General features: G+C 62.8%; 20 protein-coding genes and 1 tRNA gene. 15 read left to right on the forward strand and 6 right to left on the reverse strand.

Going from position 1 to position 17,759, the window contains the following annotated elements:
• Positions 1-43 precede the first annotated feature (43 nt).
• From ACP15K_RS17665 to ACP15K_RS17690, 6 genes are all read left to right on the forward strand, one after another.
• Positions 44-331: a hypothetical protein gene (locus ACP15K_RS17665; protein ID WP_424991155.1), complete on the forward strand. Its 288-nt coding sequence runs from the start codon at positions 44-46 to the stop codon at positions 329-331.
• Positions 332-588: 257 nt separating this feature from the next.
• Entirely contained in the window at positions 589-2,049 is a 1,461-nt protein-coding gene (hydA, locus tag ACP15K_RS17670; protein ID WP_193142007.1) for a dihydropyrimidinase, read from the forward strand.
• 6 nt (positions 2,050-2,055) lie between these two features.
• Positions 2,056-2,880 carry an ABC transporter ATP-binding protein gene (locus tag ACP15K_RS17675; protein WP_193142009.1) on the forward strand — a complete coding sequence of 275 codons (825 nt, stop codon included), beginning with the start codon at positions 2,056-2,058 and terminating at the stop codon, positions 2,878-2,880.
• Between the two features lie 12 nt (positions 2,881-2,892).
• Positions 2,893-3,759, forward strand: coding sequence for an ABC transporter permease (locus ACP15K_RS17680; protein ID WP_424991156.1), 867 nt, complete (start codon positions 2,893-2,895; stop codon positions 3,757-3,759).
• Positions 3,760-3,874: 115 nt separating this feature from the next.
• Positions 3,875-4,729 carry an ABC transporter permease gene (locus tag ACP15K_RS17685; RefSeq protein WP_193142013.1) on the forward strand — a complete coding sequence of 285 codons (855 nt, stop codon included), beginning with the start codon at positions 3,875-3,877 and terminating at the stop codon, positions 4,727-4,729.
• Positions 4,730-4,757: 28 nt separating this feature from the next.
• The gene (locus ACP15K_RS17690) at positions 4,758-5,747 is read left to right on the forward strand and encodes an ABC transporter substrate-binding protein (protein WP_193142015.1); all 990 of its coding nucleotides are present in this window, start codon (positions 4,758-4,760) and stop codon (positions 5,745-5,747) included.
• Between the two features lie 69 nt (positions 5,748-5,816).
• Here the strand turns inward: ACP15K_RS17690 and ACP15K_RS17695 are convergent, their stop codons facing one another.
• Positions 5,817-6,095: a glucose-6-phosphate isomerase gene (locus ACP15K_RS17695; protein ID WP_193142017.1), complete on the reverse strand. Its 279-nt coding sequence runs from the start codon at positions 6,093-6,095 to the stop codon at positions 5,817-5,819.
• Positions 6,096-6,176: 81 nt separating this feature from the next.
• Positions 6,177-7,136: a hypothetical protein gene (locus ACP15K_RS17700; protein WP_193142019.1), complete on the reverse strand. Its 960-nt coding sequence runs from the start codon at positions 7,134-7,136 to the stop codon at positions 6,177-6,179.
• A 374-nt stretch (positions 7,137-7,510) separates the two neighbouring features.
• Between ACP15K_RS17700 and ACP15K_RS17705 the strand changes: the two genes are divergently transcribed.
• The 5 genes from ACP15K_RS17705 to ACP15K_RS17725 all read left to right on the forward strand — a co-directional run bounded on the left by ACP15K_RS17705 (position 7,511) and on the right by ACP15K_RS17725 (position 13,311).
• Positions 7,511-8,851, forward strand: coding sequence for a helix-turn-helix transcriptional regulator (locus ACP15K_RS17705; protein ID WP_193142021.1), 1,341 nt, complete (start codon positions 7,511-7,513; stop codon positions 8,849-8,851).
• A 51-nt stretch (positions 8,852-8,902) separates the two neighbouring features.
• Positions 8,903-9,274 carry a response regulator transcription factor gene (locus ACP15K_RS17710; protein ID WP_193142023.1) on the forward strand — a complete coding sequence of 124 codons (372 nt, stop codon included), beginning with the start codon at positions 8,903-8,905 and terminating at the stop codon, positions 9,272-9,274.
• Positions 9,267-9,563 carry a hypothetical protein gene (locus ACP15K_RS17715; protein ID WP_193142025.1) on the forward strand — a complete coding sequence of 99 codons (297 nt, stop codon included), beginning with the start codon at positions 9,267-9,269 and terminating at the stop codon, positions 9,561-9,563. Before ACP15K_RS17710 ends, ACP15K_RS17715 begins: the two co-directional genes overlap by 8 nt.
• Position 9,564: 1 nt before the next feature.
• Positions 9,565-12,258, forward strand: a complete 2,694-nt coding sequence (locus ACP15K_RS17720; RefSeq protein ID WP_193142027.1) for a sensor histidine kinase — start codon at positions 9,565-9,567, stop codon at positions 12,256-12,258.
• Positions 12,259-12,360: 102 nt separating this feature from the next.
• Complete coding sequence (locus ACP15K_RS17725; protein ID WP_424991157.1) at positions 12,361-13,311, forward strand: FliM/FliN family flagellar motor switch protein; 951 nt, start codon at positions 12,361-12,363, stop codon at positions 13,309-13,311.
• Here the strand turns inward: ACP15K_RS17725 and ACP15K_RS17730 are convergent.
• Genes ACP15K_RS17730 through ACP15K_RS17740 form a run of 3 tightly spaced genes read right to left on the reverse strand, consistent with a single transcriptional unit; the run spans position 13,308 to position 14,603 of the window.
• Positions 13,308-13,757, reverse strand: a complete 450-nt coding sequence (locus ACP15K_RS17730) for a TIGR01244 family sulfur transferase (RefSeq protein WP_424991158.1) — start codon at positions 13,755-13,757, stop codon at positions 13,308-13,310. The genes ACP15K_RS17725 and ACP15K_RS17730 overlap by 4 nt on opposite strands.
• Positions 13,744-14,175, reverse strand: coding sequence for a DUF6691 family protein (locus tag ACP15K_RS17735; protein ID WP_193142031.1), 432 nt, complete (start codon positions 14,173-14,175; stop codon positions 13,744-13,746). The genes ACP15K_RS17730 and ACP15K_RS17735 overlap by 14 nt, the downstream gene beginning before the upstream one ends.
• Positions 14,175-14,603 carry a YeeE/YedE family protein gene (locus ACP15K_RS17740; RefSeq protein ID WP_193142033.1) on the reverse strand — a complete coding sequence of 143 codons (429 nt, stop codon included), beginning with the start codon at positions 14,601-14,603 and terminating at the stop codon, positions 14,175-14,177. Before ACP15K_RS17740 ends, ACP15K_RS17735 begins: the two co-directional genes overlap by 1 nt.
• A gap of 349 nt (positions 14,604-14,952) precedes the next feature.
• Here ACP15K_RS17740 and ACP15K_RS17745 point away from each other — a divergent pair, with 349 nt between their 5' ends.
• Positions 14,953-15,165, forward strand: coding sequence for a hypothetical protein (locus tag ACP15K_RS17745; protein ID WP_193142035.1), 213 nt, complete (start codon positions 14,953-14,955; stop codon positions 15,163-15,165).
• A 28-nt stretch (positions 15,166-15,193) separates the two neighbouring features.
• Here ACP15K_RS17745 and ACP15K_RS17750 read toward each other — a convergent pair whose 3' ends face one another.
• A complete protein-coding gene (locus ACP15K_RS17750) occupies positions 15,194-15,409 on the reverse strand; it encodes a hypothetical protein (protein WP_193142037.1) in 216 nt (71 codons plus the stop codon).
• Between the two features lie 121 nt (positions 15,410-15,530).
• Here ACP15K_RS17750 and ACP15K_RS17755 point away from each other — a divergent pair, with 121 nt between their 5' ends.
• From ACP15K_RS17755 to ACP15K_RS17765, 3 genes are all read left to right on the forward strand, one after another.
• Positions 15,531-15,794, forward strand: a complete 264-nt coding sequence (locus ACP15K_RS17755; protein ID WP_193142039.1) for a DUF2312 domain-containing protein — start codon at positions 15,531-15,533, stop codon at positions 15,792-15,794.
• 26 nt (positions 15,795-15,820) lie between these two features.
• The gene (locus tag ACP15K_RS17760; protein WP_424991159.1) at positions 15,821-17,467 is read left to right on the forward strand and encodes an ABC transporter permease; all 1,647 of its coding nucleotides are present in this window, start codon (positions 15,821-15,823) and stop codon (positions 17,465-17,467) included.
• A 64-nt stretch (positions 17,468-17,531) separates the two neighbouring features.
• Positions 17,532-17,607, forward strand: a tRNA-Thr gene (locus ACP15K_RS17765).
• The last annotated feature ends 152 nt before the right edge of the window (positions 17,608-17,759 follow it).

Consider the following 17,759-nt stretch of genomic DNA (forward strand, 5'->3'; position numbering starts at 1 on the left):
GGAGCGATGGCGTCCGAGGGTATTGTTTCCGCATCTATTATGCGTGCTGACCCTTGCGGCGGGCCTGCCAGCCAAACCTGCCCCGGCCCGGATTGCGCGGCGCGGGCGCGGTCGGGGCTGGGCTTTTGACGGCTGGGGCGCCCAGAATGGGATCAGGGATGTATCCCATTATTATTCGCTTTTATACAGTGTGTTGCGCGCCAATTCTAAAGTAGAACACACGCGAGTCCTGAGCATTTTCAAGGACTCTGCGGTGCACGGCGCGTGGGATGCGATCGACATGCAGTACAGTGTGCTGCCGGTCTCGCAGCAGCAACGTGCCTGCATCTGACGCTGCCCTGCGTGAAGTTCCGGCTGCATTCTATTGGCAGGCGGCCAGAACTGCGGAAGGGCCGCCGGTCAAAGGGGCAGAGCGTACGTCTTTTGCTGTAATGGATCGCATGACGGGCCGCGCGCCGTCAGGGTTTCGCGACTGGGCCATCCTGCGCGGGGGCGGGGCCTTGCCCTTTGATCCGCGCGGTGATGATGTGGACACAACAAGGCGCCGCACAGATCGAAGCGGCCAAAGCAAAACGGGGAGCATCTGGGATGAGCAAGGTCATCAAGGGCGGCACTATTGTCACCGCAGACCGCCAGTATCAGGCGGATATCCTGATCGAAGACGGGATCATCAAGGAGATCGGCGAAAACCTGTCGGGCGATGAATACATCGACGCCGATGGCGCCTATGTCATTCCCGGCGGCATCGATCCGCATACGCATCTGGAAATGCCTTTCATGGGCACCACCGCCGATGAAACCTTCGAAAGCGGCACATGGGCGGCGGCCACCGGCGGCACCACCATGCTGGTGGATTTCTGCCTGCCCGGCGAAGATGGCTCGATCAGGAACGCGATCAACGAATGGCATCGAAAGTCGACGCCGCAGATCTGTTCGGACATCGGTTATCACATGGCCATCACGGGTTGGAACGAGAACATTTTCAACGAGATGAAAGACGCCGTTGAGATGGGCGTCAATTCGTTCAAGCACTTCATGGCCTACAAGGGCGCGCTGATGGTCGAGGATGACGAGATGTACGCCTCGTTCCAGCGCTGCAAGGAGTTGGGCGCACTGCCCATGGTGCATGCCGAGAACGGCGACATCATCCAGGAGCTTCAGCAGAAATACCTGGCCGAGGGGATCACCGGCCCCGAAGGTCACGCCTTTTCCCGCCCACCCGAGCTGGAGGGCGAGGCCGCCAACCGCGCCATCATGATCGCCGATGCCGTGGGCACGCCGCTGTATATCGTGCATGTGTCTTGCGAGCAGGCGCATGAAGCCATCCGCCGCGCCCGCCAGAAGGGTCACCGGGTCTATGGCGAGCCGCTGATCCAATTCCTGACGCTGGATGAAAGCGAATACTTCAACAAGGATTGGGAGCATGCTGCACGTCGCGTGATGTCGCCGCCATTCCGCTCAAAGGAACATCAGGACGGGTTGTGGAACGGTCTGGCGGCTGGCTCGCTTCAGGTGGTGGCCACGGACCATTGCGCCTTCGGGACCGAGAAGAAGCGCATGGGGGTCGACAATTTCACCCTGATCCCCAATGGCACCGGCGGCTTGGAAGATCGACTTTCGGTGCTCTGGACCACCGGGGTGGAAACCGGGCGCATCACGCCAGAGGAATTCGTCGCCGTCACCTCGACCAACATCGCCAAGATCCTGAACATCTACCCCAAGAAAGGCGCGCTGGTGCCGGGTGCGGATGCCGACATCGTGGTCTGGGATCCGAAGATCTCGAAAACCATCTCGGCCAACTCGCAGAAATCCATCATCGACTACAATGTCTTCGAAGGCTTCGAAGTGACCGCACAGGCCCGTCATACCCTCAGCCGGGGCGATGTGATCTGGAGCTGGGGCAAGAACAGCACCCCGCAACCGGGCCGGGGCCGTTTCGTGCCGCGCCCGGCGTTCTCCTCCGCCGCGGCGGCGCTGAGCAAGTGGAAGGCGCTGAACACCCCGCGCAAGGTCGAACGCGATCCGCTCAACATCCCGTCGGGGATCTGAACGCGGATGCTCAGCCAGACCGAGATCGACGGGTTCGCCGCGCCCGATGCCGCCCCCGAAGCGGTCATCGAGGCGCGGGATTTGCAACTGGTGTTCGAGACCAGTGATGGCCCGGTGCAGGCCTTGAAGGACATCAACCTGACCATTGAGAAGGGAGAGTTCGTCAGCTTCATCGGCCCGTCGGGCTGCGGCAAGACCACTTTTCTGCGCGCCGTCGCGGGGCTGGAAAAACCCACCGGCGGCACCCTGACGGTCAACGGCATGACACCGGACGAAGCCCGGCGCGCCCGCGCCTATGGCTATGTTTTCCAGGCGGCGGGCCTGTATCCGTGGCGCAGCATTGCCCGCAACGTCCGCCTGCCGCTGGAAATCATGGGTTATTCAAAAGCGGATCAGGAAAGCCGCGTCAAGAAAGTCCTGCAACTTGTTGATCTGGAGGGGTTCGAGCGCAAATACCCCTGGCAGTTGTCCGGGGGAATGCAGCAGCGGGCCTCGATCGCGCGGGCGCTGGCTTTCGACGCCGAGATCCTTCTGATGGATGAGCCCTTCGGCGCGCTGGACGAGATCGTGCGCGATCATCTGAACGAGCAATTGCTGGCGCTTTGGGCCCGGACGGAAAAAACCATCGGCTTCGTCACCCATTCGATTCCCGAAGCGGTCTATCTCTCGACAAAGATCGTGGTGATGAGCCCGCGTCCGGGTCGGATCACCGACGTGATCCCCAACACCCTGCCGAAGGAACGCCCATTGGACATTCGCGACACCCCGGAATTCCTGGAAATCGCCCATCGTGTCCGCGAAGGGCTGCGCGCCGGACATGCTTATGACTGAGGGGTCCAACTGATGCGCCAGTCGATCCTGCCGGTTCTGACAGTTGTGCTGATCATTCTCGGCATCTGGTATCTGGCCGCCGCCTGGATGAATGCGACCTGGACGCTGCAACAGGCCGAACGGGCCGAACAGACCCTCACCACCGTCGAGGTCTTGCAAGACACCATGCAGCAAGATCGCCCGAAACTGCCAGCCCCGCACCAGGTGGCGGTGGAGCTTTGGGAAACCACGGCAGAAAAGAAGATCACCTCCAAGCGCAGCCTGGTTTACCACGGCTGGATCACGCTTTCGGCGACGCTGCTGGGCTTTGCCATCGGCACGGGGCTGGGCATTCTGCTGGCGGTCGGGATCGTGCACAACCGGGCCATGGACATGAGCGTCATGCCCTGGGCCATCGCCAGCCAGACCATCCCGATCCTCGCCATCGCGCCGATGATCATCGTGGTGCTGAACTCGGTGGGCGTGACGGGCTTGCTGCCAAAGGCCTTCATCTCGGCCTACCTGAGCTTTTTCCCGGTGGTCGTCGGCATGGTCAAAGGCCTGCGCAGCCCGGCACCGATGCAACTGGACCTGATGCGGACCTACAGCGCCAGCCAAAGTCAGGTGTTCTGGAACCTGCGCCTGCCGGCCTCGGTACCATTCCTTTTCACCTCGCTCAAGGTTGGCATCGCCGCCAGCCTCGTGGGCGCCATTGTCGGCGAACTGCCAACTGGCGCCGTGGCGGGCCTCGGCGCGCGGCTTCTGGCCGGATCCTACTATGGCCAGACCATCCAGATCTGGTCGGCGCTGATTGCGGCAGCCGTGCTGGCGGCCTCGCTGGTGGGGATCGTGAGCCTGTTGGAGCGTTTTACCCTGCACAAGATGGGGATGCGCACATGAAGCGTTGGAATGTGAGTATTTGGACCACGAAGAATGACCGAGAGCGCACTTTCTTCTTGGATGAAATACTCCCGCCGGAGGCAAGAAAGTTCAGTGTCCAAACGGAGGAGGCGCGGTGATCCTGGCTTTCGGCGCAATCCTGTTCTGGGTGTTGGCATGGTGGGCCAACATCCGGCTGGCCAATTCGACGTTGGCTGATACCCGCTTTGGCATGGCGGCCGTTCCGATCCTGTTCGGCGTAACCTTGTTGGTCTTGTGGGAAGGGCTGGTGCGCGGCCTGAGTGTGCCCGGCGTTATCCTGCCGCCGCCGTCAATGATCGCCGCGCGGTTTGCGGCATCGACCTCCATCCTGTGGGCGGATTTCCGGCAGACCTTCATCAAGGGCGCGCTGTCGGGCTATGTGATCGGCGTTGGCGCGGCGTTTGCCATGGCCATCGCGGTGGATCGCTATGAGTTTTTGCGGCGCGGTCTGTTGCCGGTGGGCAGCTTCATCGCCGCGCTGCCGGTGATTGGCACGGCGCCCATCCTGGTGATGTGGTTCGGGTTCGACTGGCAATCCAAGGCCGCCGTTGTGGTGGTCATGGTGTTCTTTCCAGTGCTGGTGAACACCGTGCAGGGCTTGACGTCGGCCGAGCGGATCCAGCGGGATCTGATGACGACCTATGCGGCCGGGTATTGGCAAACCCTGTGGAAGCTGCGCTTGCCCTCGGCGTTGCCGTTCATTTTCAACGGGTTGAAGATCGCGACCACGCTGGCCCTGATCGGCGCCATCGTGGCGGAGTTCTTCGGCTCTCCGATTGTCGGCATGGGCTTTCGGATTTCGACCAGTGTCGGCCAACTGGCGCTGGACATGGTCTGGGCCGAGATTGCCGTGGCGGCGTTGGCCGGGTCGGCGTTCTATGGGCTGGTGGCGTTGGCCGAGCGCCTGCTGACATTCTGGCATCCGTCGCAGCGGCGACAAAAAACGTAAAAAAAAACCAACCAACAGGAGAGACAACATGAAAAGAAATCTGGCAACGGCTGCGGCCCTCGCACTTGGGCTGAGTGGTGGCATGGTGCAGGCCGATGATGATGTGACGCTACAATTGCAGTGGGTCACGCAGGCGCAATTCGCAGGCTACTACGTGGCGCTGGACAAGGGATTCTACGAGGAGGAGGGCCTTGACGTCACAATCAAGCCGGGCGGTCCCGACATTGCGCCGCCGCAGGTTCTGGCAGGCGGTGGTGCCGATGTCATGCTGAACTGGATGCCTTCGGCTCTGTCGGCGCGGGAAAAGGGCTTGCCGGTGGTCAATATCGCCCAACCTTTCAAATCCTCGGGTCTGATGCTGACCTGCTGGAAGGATACCGGGATCGAAACACCGGAAGATTTCCGCGGCAAGACCATTGGCACCTGGTTCTTCGGCAATGAATACCCGCTGCTGAGCTGGCTGTCGCAGCTTGGCATTCCGATGGATGGCTCGGACGAGGGCGTGACCTTGCAAAAGATCGGGTTCAACGTCGATCCGCTGCTGCAACGGCAATCGGATTGCATCACCACCATGACCTACAATGAATACTGGCAGGTGATCGACGCGGGCGTCTCGGAAGACGAGATCGTGACCTTCAAGTATTCGGACCATGGCGTCGCGACGTTGGAAGACGGCATGTATGTACTGGAAAAGAACCTTGAGGATCCGGCCTTCGTGGACAAGATGGTGCGCTTTGTGCGGGCCTCGATGAAAGGCTGGAAATGGGCCGAGGAGAACCCCGAGGACGCGGCCATGATCGTGCTGGACAACGATGCGACGGGAGCGCAGACCGAAAAGCACCAGGTGCGGATGATGGGCGAGATTGCCAAGCTGACCGCGGGGTCGAATGGGGCGCTGGATCCGGCGGACTATGAACGCACGGTTTCGACCCTGCTGGCGGGTGGATCCGATCCGGTGATCTCGAAGCAACCGGAAGGGGCCTGGACCCATGCCATCACCGATGCTGCCCTGAACTGAGGCGGCCAGTGACGAAAAAAGCGGGCCTTCGGGCCCGCTTTCTGTTTGGAACAGTCTGAAAAGACTGGCTCAATCGCAGGCGCGCACGACCACGTCTTCGCCGTTGCCGGTATGATACGCGCATTCGTTGGTCTGCTGGTTGCGGGCATATAGTGCGCCTGCGGTGGCGGCGGCCGCGCCGGCCGCGACGGTCCAGGCCGTATTAGCCCCCAGCGCGGTCGCGGCAATGGCACCGATCGCGCCTGCAGCAACGGCCGTGCCAGCCTGGTTTTGTGCATTGGGGTTGTCGCAAGCCGATACGACAAGTGCCGAGACGAGGGCCAGCGGCAGTACGAAGGAACGGATCATTGGTCTCTCCTGTGTGTTCGCGCAAAGCCTAGGGCGGTCAGACAGGGGAAACAACCATTTGTGAGCGCATGTGCGCGCAGCTTACCCTACGGCGGCAGCGGTCCTGCGCCGTTTTCGCAGGCCGCGCAGGGCCAGGAGTGCGCCGGACAGTAAAACGAACCCTGCCGGCAGGGGGACAGCCGACATGCGCAGGGTGTCGACCGTGGTGTAGGCCAGGTCGCGGAAAGCATACAGCGAGGTGTCCGAGAAATAGGTGGGCCGGTTCAGAAATCCGGTCAGGATCTCATGCGCCCCGCCGGCGAACCGCGGTGTCGAGACCTGTGACCAATGCGCGTGATCGGTACCGCTCATGCCGGTCTGGTATTCGACCGGCACGAAAGTGGCCGAAATCCCGAACTCCTGCTGGTACTTGGCCAGGGCGGCACTGCCCGTGTATTGGCCCGGCGCATTGGCCTGGTCGTAGATTGCGAAGCTGCCATCGAAGAAGGCCGGGTCCCAAAGCGTGCCGAAGCCCAGAACATGGGCCATCTCGTGCAGCACGACCTTCTGAAAAGTGCCAGTGACCAGCAGGTTGGTTACATCGGCGGCGTCGAATTCCATGATGCCGTCGGTCACATAAGTCAGCTTGTCGCCGCCGGTGCTGGAATAAGTGACGACATGCCGGGGCCCGGCTTGTCCCACGATACCGCCGACGCCGTCGATGGCCTTTACGCTTGCGGTGATATCCACAGCGGAAATATGGGAGCCCGGGTTCAGCGGATCGATGATCGGCCCCGGCAAGTGATAGCCGGTGATGAAGGACTCATAGAAGGTTTCCGAGAACTGATAGGCGTTCTGCACCATCAGCGACTGGGTGCTGCTCAGTCCTGTCAGGGAAAACCCGACGTTGATGTCGAAATGCGACCCACCTGAAAAGGGACCGCCCGGAACCGGCGCGCTGTCGGTGGGCAGCGAGGGGGTGGCCGGGGGGTGGTGCGCCTCGATCAACGGCCGCGTGATCTCGGCCGGCGGCAAGGGCAGGGTGGTGGAGGCGCACGCCAAGGTTGCGCCAAGGGAATGAATGGCCGTGATCAGAAGCTGAGCACATTTCTTATGCTGAATGCACATTTGAAGAACTCGGTGTCATAATGATACCGATACCGTGCATCTTGTCCTGATTCCGGTCAATGTGGGTTCATGGCGCAGGTGGTGGATTTTCGCCGATCTGTTTCTGGACCGGAAACTGACGCAAGGTCACAGGAAGCCCGAAGCGCGCTGCACCTTGCCGGTGCGGTTCCCTGCTTCTTGGCTTGCCTTCAGTCCTTGTTTGTCAAACAGTTGCAGGCAACCATGCCGCGTTTTCCGTGCCGTTTCGGAGCTGTCTTCCTGCGGCCAGGGAAACGCCGCTTTGGCCTGATCGAGGGGGAGCCAAGCCGATGCCACGCAGTGCGCTGACCGGAACACGTATCCGTGAACGGCGGACGATGTTGGGGATCAAGCAGGCCGATCTTGCCCGCACGGTCGAAATTTCGCCCTCCTACCTCAACCTGATCGAACACAACCGGCGCCGGATTGGCGGTGCCTTGCTGTCGCGCATCGCGCGCACGTTGAAGGTCGAGGTGGCGAACCTGACACAGGGCGCCGAGACCGAGCAGGTCGATCAATTGAGTGCCGCCGCCGCCGCCCACCCGGAAGTCAACGCCGAGATCGATCGCATCGACGAATTCGTGGGCCGCTTCCCCGGATGGGCCGCCCTGATGAGTGCCCAGCAACGGCGGCTGGTGCAGTTGGAACATCACGTCGCCAGCCTGGTGGATCGCCTGGCCCACGATCCGTTCCTGTCGGATTCCCTGCATGACATCCTGTCGAAGGTCTCGGCGATCCAGTCGACCGCGTCGATCCTTGTGGAAACCGACGATCTGGACGAGGTCTGGCGGCATCGCTTTCATCGCAACCTGCATGCCGACAGCGGCAAGCTGGCCGAGGGGGCGTCGTCGCTGGTGGACTATCTGGATGCCGAGGGCGACGCGGAACTGGGGATGGTCAGCCCGCAGGAAGAGCTTGAATCCTTCCTCAACAGTCGCGCCTTCCACATCGACGGGCTTGAGACCGAGGTGCCCGATCTGGCCGAGACCATTCTGGAACAGGACAAGGCCATCACCTCGCTCGCGGGCAAGGATCTGGTGCGCACCTACCTGTGGCGGTACCGCGACGAAGCTCTGGCCATGCCGCTGGAGGCCTTCACCGAAGCCGCCGAGGAGCTTGGCTATGATCCGGCCCGGCTGGCCCAAAGGTTTGAATGCGATATCCCGGCGGTGTTCCGGCGCCTGGCCTCGATGCCCAGTGATCAGGGCAGCAGGCGCATCGGTCTGGTGGTCTGCGACGGGGCCGGGGCGCTGATCCTGCGCAAGGCGACCGAACTGCTGCCGCTGCCGCGGTTCGGGGCGGCCTGCGCGCTCTGGCCGCTGTACCGGGCGTTGACCCGGCCGATGGCGCCGGTGCGCGCGGTGCTGGAACATGCGGGGCGTCCGGGCCACCGCTTCCTGTGCTATGCCATGTCGCACGCCAGTTATCCGCAGGGCTTCGGGGGGCCGGCGGTCTACGAGGCCTCGATGATCCTTGTGCCTCCGGCGCTGGTGGAACCGACCGACGCGGAAGGACCGGTCGAGGTCATCGGCACCTCGTGTCGCATCTGTGCGGTCGAAAATTGCGCGGCACGCCGCGAACCTTCGATTCTTTCCGATGGCTTTGACAGCGCAGCGCAATTATCCCAATAGTTTGTAGGGAAGATACCGTATACGGTGCTGCCCATTGGGGGATACCATCATATGAGCCATCACGTGCTTCTGATCGAGGATGAGCCGAACATCATGGAAGCGATCCGCTTCTTCCTGTCGCGTGATGGCTGGAAGGTGTCGTGCCACTCGGACGGGGCAACGGCGGTGTCCGAGGTCAACCGGATCACGCCCGATGTCGTGGTGCTGGACGTGATGCTGCCCAACCGCAGCGGCTTTGACGTGTTGAAGGAGTTGCGCGCCGCACCGGACACGCGCGACCTGCCGGTGCTGATGCTGACGGCCAAGGGCCAGACCAAGGATCGCGAGCGGGCCGAACAACTAGGCAGCAGCGGCTTCATGACCAAGCCGTTTTCCAACGCCGAGGTGCTGGAAAAGCTGCGCAGCATGGTCGGGCATGCCTGACGATACCAAGCAACTGTTTCTGGCCCGCGACACATTCATGCGGCGCCGGGTGATCGACGCATCCCGCCTGTTGCCCTTGCTGGGGCTGTTCCTGTTTCTGATCCCGCTGCTTTGGGATGATGTCGGGTCGGGCCGCGAGGCCTTTTTGGCGGAAAAGCTGCTGTATATGTTCGCGGTGTGGTTCAGTCTCGTCGCCGTGGCGGCGGTGCTGGCCTTCAAGCTGCGGCCAGGCGATCTGAACGTGCCGCGCGGGCTTGAAGAGGTGGACCGCGAGGCGGAGATCGACTGAGATGTTCGCCTTCGACATCCTGATCGAGGTCTGTATAGGCTACGTGGTGCTGCTGTTCCTGGTGGCTTACGTGGCCGACCGGCGCGCCCGGCAAGGCAAGATCGGCTGGCTGCGTTCGCCGCTGGTCTACACCCTGTCCCTGTCGATCTATTGCACCGCCTGGACGTTCTACGGCGCGGTGGGCTACGCGGCGCGGTCGGGCATCGAATTCCTGTGCATCTATCTTGGTCCGTCCCTTGTGATGATCGGCTGGTGGTGGGGCCTGCGCAAGCTGGTGCGCATTGGCCGGATGCAGCGGATCACTTCGATCGCGGACCTGATCTCGTCACGATATGGCAAATCGGCGATGCTGGGCGGGTTGGTGACCCTGCTGGCGGTGATCGCCACCACGCCCTACATCGCCCTGCAGTTGCAATCGGTGACGCTGTCCTTCGGTGTGTTCGCCGCCGCGTCCCCCAGCGACTGGCCGGTGCAAAGCCAGCACGCCACGGCGATCTGGGTGGCGGTGGGGCTTGCCGTTTTCACCATTGTCTTCGGCACCCGCAATCTTGATGCCAACGAACGCCATCACGGCGTGGTCATGGCCATCGCGGTCGAGGCACTGGTCAAACTGGCCGCCCTGCTGGCGGTGGGCGCCTTCGTGGTTTGGGGCATTGCCGACGGCCCGCGCGAAATCATCCAGCGCATCAACGAGTCGCCCATTGCCATGGCGCCGAACCAGTCCAGCCGCTGGCTGGCGCTGATCTTCCTGTCGGGCGCGGCCTTTCTGTGTCTGCCGCGCATGTTTCAGGTGCTGGTGGTGGAAAACGATGACGAGCATCATCTTTCCACCGCGTCCTGGGCATTTCCGCTGTACCTGGCTCTGCTCAACCTGTTCGTCCTGCCGATCGCGGCCATGGGGCTGGCGGTGCTGCCGCAGGGATCGAACCCGGATCTTTTCGTGCTGACCCTGCCGTTGTCGCAGGGCCAGAACTCTCTGGCGATGCTGGTGTTCCTGGGCGGGTTTTCCTCGGCCACTTCGATGGTGATCGTTGCGTCCATTGCCCTGTCGACCATGGTGTCGAACCATGTGGTCATGCCGCTCTGGCTGAGCATCCGCCGGCAGGGCGCCACTGTTTCGGGTGATGTGCGCGAGGTCGTGCTGATGTCGCGGCGGCTGTCGATCTCGGCGGTGCTTGGGCTGGGCTATGTCTATTACCGGTTCTCGGGCGGCGGCGAGGCGTTGGCCTCCATCGGGCTGGTGTCCTTTGCGGGCGTGGTGCAGGTGTTGCCGGCGCTGGTGGGCGGTGTGTTCTGGCGCGGGGCGACGCGGGTGGGCGCGGCCCTTGGTGTATCGGTGGGGTTCGTGGTCTGGCTCTATGTCATGTTCCTGCCCAGCTTTGGCCCCGACGTCCTGCTGTCGGCACGGATGATGCTGGAAGGGCCGCTGGGCATCGGCTGGCTGCGGCCGCAGGCGCTGTTCGGTCTGCATGATGTCGATCCCCTTGTGCACGCGCTGTTGTGGAGCATGGCGTTCAACACCACCGCCTTCTGCATCGGGTCGTTGCTGAGCTTTCCCAACCCGTTGGAACGGGTGCAGGGGGCGCAATTCGTCAATGTCTTCGACTACACCGCCAGCCATCGCGGCTGGAGCCGCAGCAATGTCGATGCCGAGGATCTGCTGATCATGGCGCAGCGCATCCTTGGCCCCAGCGAGGCGCAGGCCCTGTTCCAGGCGGCGGCGGATGCGCAGGGCAAGCAGGGTTATCTGCCCGAGATCACCCCGGATTTCATCGACAGTTTCGAACGCGTGCTGGCCGGATCGGTGGGCGCGGCGACGGCCCATGCCATGATCGGCCAGATGACTTCGGGCTCGGCCTTGTCGGTCGAGGATCTGATGGCGGTGGCCGATGAAACGGCGCAGATCATGGAGTATTCCAGCCAGTTGGAAGCCCAGTCGCAGGAATTGTCGCGCACCGCCGGACAACTGCGCGACGCCAATGAAAAGCTGACCGCGCTGTCGGTGCAGAAAGATGCTTTCCTGAGCCAGATCAGCCATGAATTGCGCACGCCGATGACCTCGATCCGCGCGTTTTCCGAGATATTGATGCTGGGCGACGCGCTGGACGCCGAGGAGAAGGCGAAATACTCGAAGATCATTCACGACGAGGCCCTGCGCCTGACCCGGTTGCTGGATGCGCTTCTGGATCTCAACGTGCTGGAACACGGCCATGTCACCATCGAGCAGGAGCGTGCGGTTCTGCGCGACGTGATCGACCGCGCGGTCTTCGCAACATCGGCGGTGTCGGCGGATCGGGTGTTCACCATCGATCGCAACGAAGCGCGCGAGGCCGTGCAGATCTACACCGATCTCGACCGTCTCAGCCAGGTGTTCATCAACCTGATCGCCAATGCGCGGAAATACTGCGATGCCCCGCGCCCACGTCTGACCATTCGCGTGGTGCGGGTGGATGGCGGTCTGGCGGTGGATTTTGTTGACAACGGCAGCGGCATTCCGGCGGAAAGCCAAAGCCTTATCTTCGAGAAATTCTCGCGGCTGTCGGATCAATCCGCTGCTGGCGGGGCCGGTCTCGGGCTGGCTATCAGCCGCGAGATCATGACCAAACTGGGCGGCTCGGTCACCTATCTGCCGGGGCAGGGCGGCGCGGCGTTTCGGGTCATTTTGCCGAAACTTCCCATGGAACGCGCCGCCTGAGCCGGATTGTTCAGGAAAAACTAACCCCGGCGGGACAAAGTGGCGGCAACCCCTCTTGCTGCTGGATGCATGATGACTGATCCCGCCCCTGTGTTGAAACGCATGGCCAAGCTCTCTCGGCTGACGCCGGGGGATCAACCGATGACCTTGCCCCGCGCTGCGGCGCTGGCGGTGTCCAAGGCCGGGCAGGATGCGCTGAAACTGCCGTTGGCGGTTCTGGGCACCGAGGTTGGGGAGATGACGGTAGAAGCCGTGGCCGATCATGCCGCGGATGCCGTTTTGCTGGTGGCCTTGCGGGGGCCGGGACAAGCCTGGGGCATGGCGGCGCTCGACAACAGCCTTCTGACCGCCATCCTTCAGGCGCAAACCGCGCGCCGGATCACCGACGAAGAACCGCCCCTGCGTGTGGCCACGCAAACCGATGCGGTGCTGTGCCGACGGTTCCTGACCATGTGTCTGGGCGGTCTTGCGGAACGGCTATTGGGGCTGCCGGACGGCGACTGGGCGCAAGGCTTCCTGCCGCGCGATCAGGTGCACAGCCATCGCCGCCTGCCGCATCTTCTGGCCGATGTGCCGCATCGCGTGCTGGGGCTGGACGTCGACATTGCCCAGGGCAAGCGCAAGGGGCGGTTGACCCTGATCCTGCCCTTGCGGCCCGTGGCCACCGAACAGCCCTTGCTGGCCGAGGATCCCAAGCCTCGCCCGGATCACTGGACCGCCGACTGGCAAGAGCGCATCCTGGACGCCAACGCCACGCTGGAGGCCGTTCTGATGACCGTACGCCTGCCGTTGTCGAAAGTGTCACGACTGGCGCGCGGCGATACCTTGCCGTTTTCCGAGCAGACGCTGGACCGGCTTCACCTCGTCGGCTCTGACGGTCGCAAAGTGGCCAGGGTGATGCTGGGCAAGAGTGGAGAGTTCCGGGCCGTCAAACTGGCCGGGAAAGGCGTGACCGCTCCACAAGTCAGCGCCGTGCGCAAGGCGCCAGATGTGCCACCGAAAGGCGACACCGGGGGAGGGGAGCTTGTCCCCGTACCCCCGGTGTCAGATTAACCGGCGGTTTGCGCGGCCGCTTCGAACTGCGGACGGAACGCGCTGTGATCGTAGCCCACGGCGCGCGTGGCCGACAGCACGCCATCTGCGCCAAGCTGGGGCGCCATGATCAGTGACCAGACGATGGCGCACCGGTTGCCCGAGGCGCAATAGGCCAGAACCTTGCCTGCGGTCATCCCGTCCTTCTGCACCGACAGATTGTCCGCTGTCATGCCGGAATGGCGCACCGGGTTGACCACATAGGTCAGACCGGCAGCCTCGACCGCTACGCGCATGGCGGCATCCTGCAGCTCCGACGCGATCTCTTCGTCGGGGCGATTGTTGATGACCGTTGTGAAGCCCTCGGCCTTGATGGTGGCAAGGTCGTCGGGCGTGATCTGGGGCGAGACAGCATAGCTGTCAGAGAGTGTCTTGATGTTCATGGCGGGCAGGTTAGGCGCTCGCATTCAGCGCGTCCAGACGCATCCGCACATGCGGCGCCGCCCACATCCCGGCAACCATCGCCAGCACGAAAATCCAGACCCCCGGCCCGCCGAAACTGAGCGAGGCCATGGCCGGTCCCGGACACAGACCAACAAGCCCCCAGCCCATACCGAACAGGATTGAGCCCAGGATCAGGTTGCGGCCCAGTTTCTGTTCGGGCGGCGCCGGAAACTGGCCGCCCATCAGCGGGTTTCGCCCGCGTGCATAGATCCAGGCCACGGCCATCGGCAGGATCGCCCCGCCCATCACGAAGGCCAGCGTCGGATCCCATTGCCCGAAGATGTCCAGCCACCCCTGAACCTTGCGCGTGTCGGTCATGCCGGAAACCAGAAGCCCGGTGCCGAACAGGCTGCCGGCCAGTGCTGCAAACAGGTTGCGCATCAGATCACTCCCAGAAGATGGCGGAACACCACGACCGTCAGGCCGCCAGCGCCGATGTAGAATACGGTGGCCACGATTCCGCGCAGCGACAACCGCGAGATTCCGCAGACCCCATGGCCCGAGGTGCAGCCGTTGGCCACGCGAGTGCCGATGCCGACCAGAAGCCCGGCGGCCACAAGGGCGGCGATATTGCCGGTCACGGCGGTTTCAGGCACGAATCCGAACACATGGGCAATGATCATTGGCATGCCCACCAATCCGGCCAGGAAGGCCAGACGCTCGTTGCTGTTGGCGCGGCCCGATCCGTCTACCAGCCCACCAATCAGGCCGCTGGCCCCCATGATCCGGCCGTTCGCCAGCAGAAAAACTGCACCGGCGGTTCCGATGATCAGTCCCCCGATCAGTCCGAAAATCCATTCGACAGGCATTGCCCATTCCCTTCGATGTCCTGGTGGTCCCGCCACCTGTCAGAGTGCACGACGTGCGCCGTTCCCCTCATATGCAAACTTTGCTATGCATTGCAAGGTTTCATAAACTTTTTTGCAGCAGTTTGACGCTAATCAACTTCCACAAACGGCGCGTATGCTAAACAGCAATCTGCAAGCGCTGAAAGAGCCGCCAAAGCCGCGCCCGGCTGTCACATTTCAGGGCAGAACGGCTGCGACTAGCGGCTGACACGGCAAAATCCGCGACCGGCGTGCCTGATTCATGCAGGCTGGTCGTCACGCAAGCGATGAGATACCGATCGCGTCGAAATACCATAAGGGAGAGTACGACATGGCCACCCAAATTCTGACGCAGAAGATGGAAGTGTTGCGCAGCAAACTGGCGCAGCCGCATACGCAGCTCAAGGATCTTCACGACGAAGTGCGCGTTATGGTCGATATCCTGAAAACCTCGCACGAGCCGGTTCCGGCAGACCTTCGCGAGGCCATCGAGACGCTTGAGGCCGAGATCCTGGAAGAATTCTACGACAACCTGCCGGTCTGAAGCCGGCCGGCTGCCAAGAGAATCGGCATCATCCCAACATGATGCCGATGACCACGCACATCAGCCCGATGGCCGAGACCATCAGGGCCGCCATGTTCAAGGCGACCACCGTTTTCAGCCTTGCGCGCAGTTCGTCATCTGGCAGCCCGGCCCGTTTGGCCTTCGTTGCGATGAAAATGCAGGTCATCAGCCCTGCCACGCCCAGCAGGGAAATTCCCGCTCCGATCCAGATCAGAATGTCCACGGCACAGCTCCATTAGTTGCGTGCCGGGGGTAGCGCGGTCTTGGCCAATGTTCAACCCGCATGGCCTTGCGGGCCATGGCGCGCAAGGGTATCCCTGCGCCCTGACAACCCAGAGGGCAAGATGAGCGCGACCGACACCGATACCGATGCAAACTACCGTGTAACAGCCGACGAACTGCGCCAGTTTATCGAGCGTTTCGAACGGCTTGAAGCCGAAAAGAAAGACCTGGCAGAGCAGCAGAAAGAGGTCATGGCCGAAGCTAAGGCGCGCGGCTATGACACCAAGGTGATGCGAAAGGTCGTCGCGTTGCGCAAGCGCGACAAGGACGACATCGCCGAGGAGGAAGCGGTTCTGGAACTTTACAAGGAAGCGCTGGGAATGTGAGCGGCACGCGGGGCAGGAACTGACGGATGGCGCAGGCACTGGGGATGAAAATCCGCCGCGCGGGCATCGATGTGTGGTCGGTGGGCGCATTGGTGGTGGCGGCTGTGGTGGCCGCCCCGCTGATTGCCGTGGGCTGGCTGGCGCTGACCCCCGGCAATGGCATCTGGATGCACCTGTGGTCCACCACCCTGCCGCGCTACCTGTCCAACACGCTGTTCCTGATGATCACCGTCGGCCTGACCACGGCCGTCACCGGCACGGTCACCGCGTGGCTGATCACCATGTACCGCTTTCCCGGCGCCCGCTGGCTGGAGTGGCTGCTTCTTTTGCCGCTGGCGATCCCGGCCTATATCGGCGCCTATGCACTGACCGATCTTCTGGAATACGCAGGCCCGGTGCAGACCGGCCTGCGGTCGCTGTTCGGCTGGAGCAGTTCGCGCGACTATTGGTTCCCCGAGGTTCGGTCGCGCGGCGCTGCGGTGCTGGTTCTGGGGGCGGCCCTGTACCCCTATGTCTATCTTCTGGCCCGCGCCGCCTTCCGCGAACAATCGGTCTGCGCTTTCGACGTGGCGCGCACGCTGGGGGCCGGCCCGGTGCGCCGGTTCTTCCGCATCGGTCTGCCGCTGGCCCGTCCGGCGATCGCCGCTGGCACCGCCATCGCCATGATGGAGACCGTCAGCGACTTCGGCGTGGTCGAATATTTCGCGGTTCAGACCCTGACCACAGGCATCTTCACGACATGGCTGGAGGCCGGAAATCCCGGCGGCGCCGCCCAGATCGCCATTGTCATCCTGACCCTGGTGTTTTTCCTGGTCGGGCTAGAGAAGTCCAGCCGCCGCCGCAGCCGGTTCTTCCGTTTGTCGCGCCAGCAACGCCCGCTGCAAAAACAATCCCTGACCGGTCTGCGCGCCTGGATTGCCACCGTCGTCTGCGCCGCACCGGTGCTGGGTGGTTTTGGCCTGCCCATCAGCGTCATCGGCCTTCTGGCGCTGCGCAACGCGGCCGAGTGGAAAGATCCGGCACTTTTGCAGGCCCTGGGCAACACGCTGCTGGTGGGCGGTAGTGCGGCCATCCTGACTGTCTCGGCGGCCTTGTTCATGGTGTACGGCGTGCGCCTGTCCGGAAATCGCTTGCCGCGCACGGTGCTGCCGGTCACCACCCTGGGTTATGCCGCACCCGGCGCTGTGCTGGGCTTGGGCATCCTGATGCCGCTTGCTGCTGTCGATCATCGCCTTGCGGACCTGATCACAAGGGTCACTGGCCATGATCCGGGCCTGTTGCTGACAGGGTCCGCCTTCGCGGTGGTGCTGGCCTATGCAGTTCGCTTCTTTGCCATCGCGCAGGGGGCGGCGGACAGCGCCCTTGGGCGGGTGTCGCCCAGCCTGCCCATGGCGGCCCGCTCTCTGGGGCGTACGGCGGGCGGCACGCTGAGGCATGTCCATCTGCCGATCATCTCGGGTTCCATCGGCACCGCGCTGCTTCTTGTCTTCGTCGACTCGGTCAAGGAACTGCCGGCGACCCTGCTGCTGCGCCCCTTCAACTTCGACACGCTGGCCACGCGCGTCTACGGTCAGGCCTCGCTGGAGCGCATCGGCGACGCCGCCCCGCCGGCCATGCTGGTGATCGGCGTTGGCCTGGCCGCGGTGCTGGTTCTGGCACGGTCAAACAAGTAGGCGCCGCAGGTGCAATTTTTCCTTGCCACGCCAAGGGAAACTCGGTACCCACCGCGCGCACGGAGCCGGTCTAGCTCAGCTGGTAGAGCATCTGATTTGTAATCAGGTGGTCGGGGGTTCGAGTCCCTCGACCGGCACCACCCTCCTATCCGAAATCAGCCAAAGACATCCGCAAGGCCACTTATTATAAGGGGCTTAGTCGTTTTTGATGTCCGGCTGCGTCCGATCCCATCCGCTGACATACCCCCAAAATGGGGGTACGATTGGGGGTACGCCAGTCTTTCTAAAGGAG

It is taken from the genome of Fluviibacterium sp. S390 (assembly GCF_049800695.1).
GTDB lineage: Bacteria > Pseudomonadota > Alphaproteobacteria > Rhodobacterales > Rhodobacteraceae > Meridianimarinicoccus.

What these genes read in the sequence shown, in the direction of transcription:
- ACP15K_RS17715 (WP_193142025.1), top strand. Translation starts at nt 9,267, where the DNA reads ATGCCTGACGATACCAAGCAACTGTTTCTGGCCCGCGACACATTCATG.
- ACP15K_RS17725 (WP_424991157.1), top strand. Translation starts at nt 12,361, where the DNA reads ATGGCCAAGCTCTCTCGGCTGACGCCGGGGGATCAACCGATGACCTTG.
- ACP15K_RS17755 (WP_193142039.1), top strand. Translation starts at nt 15,531, where the DNA reads ATGAGCGCGACCGACACCGATACCGATGCAAACTACCGTGTAACAGCC.
- hydA (WP_193142007.1), top strand. Translation starts at nt 589, where the DNA reads ATGAGCAAGGTCATCAAGGGCGGCACTATTGTCACCGCAGACCGCCAG.
- ACP15K_RS17760 (WP_424991159.1), top strand. Translation starts at nt 15,821, where the DNA reads ATGGCGCAGGCACTGGGGATGAAAATCCGCCGCGCGGGCATCGATGTG.
- ACP15K_RS17705 (WP_193142021.1), top strand. Translation starts at nt 7,511, where the DNA reads ATGCCACGCAGTGCGCTGACCGGAACACGTATCCGTGAACGGCGGACG.
- ACP15K_RS17720 (WP_193142027.1), top strand. Translation starts at nt 9,565, where the DNA reads ATGTTCGCCTTCGACATCCTGATCGAGGTCTGTATAGGCTACGTGGTG.
- ACP15K_RS17675 (WP_193142009.1), top strand. Translation starts at nt 2,056, where the DNA reads ATGCTCAGCCAGACCGAGATCGACGGGTTCGCCGCGCCCGATGCCGCC.
- ACP15K_RS17710 (WP_193142023.1), top strand. Translation starts at nt 8,903, where the DNA reads ATGAGCCATCACGTGCTTCTGATCGAGGATGAGCCGAACATCATGGAA.
- ACP15K_RS17695 (WP_193142017.1), bottom strand. Translation starts at nt 6,095, where the DNA reads ATGATCCGTTCCTTCGTACTGCCGCTGGCCCTCGTCTCGGCACTTGTC.
- ACP15K_RS17680 (WP_424991156.1), top strand. Translation starts at nt 2,893, where the DNA reads ATGCGCCAGTCGATCCTGCCGGTTCTGACAGTTGTGCTGATCATTCTC.
- ACP15K_RS17730 (WP_424991158.1), bottom strand. Translation starts at nt 13,757, where the DNA reads ATGCGAGCGCCTAACCTGCCCGCCATGAACATCAAGACACTCTCTGAC.
- ACP15K_RS17745 (WP_193142035.1), top strand. Translation starts at nt 14,953, where the DNA reads ATGGCCACCCAAATTCTGACGCAGAAGATGGAAGTGTTGCGCAGCAAA.
- ACP15K_RS17740 (WP_193142033.1), bottom strand. Translation starts at nt 14,603, where the DNA reads ATGCCTGTCGAATGGATTTTCGGACTGATCGGGGGACTGATCATCGGA.
- ACP15K_RS17690 (WP_193142015.1), top strand. Translation starts at nt 4,758, where the DNA reads ATGAAAAGAAATCTGGCAACGGCTGCGGCCCTCGCACTTGGGCTGAGT.
- ACP15K_RS17735 (WP_193142031.1), bottom strand. Translation starts at nt 14,175, where the DNA reads ATGCGCAACCTGTTTGCAGCACTGGCCGGCAGCCTGTTCGGCACCGGG.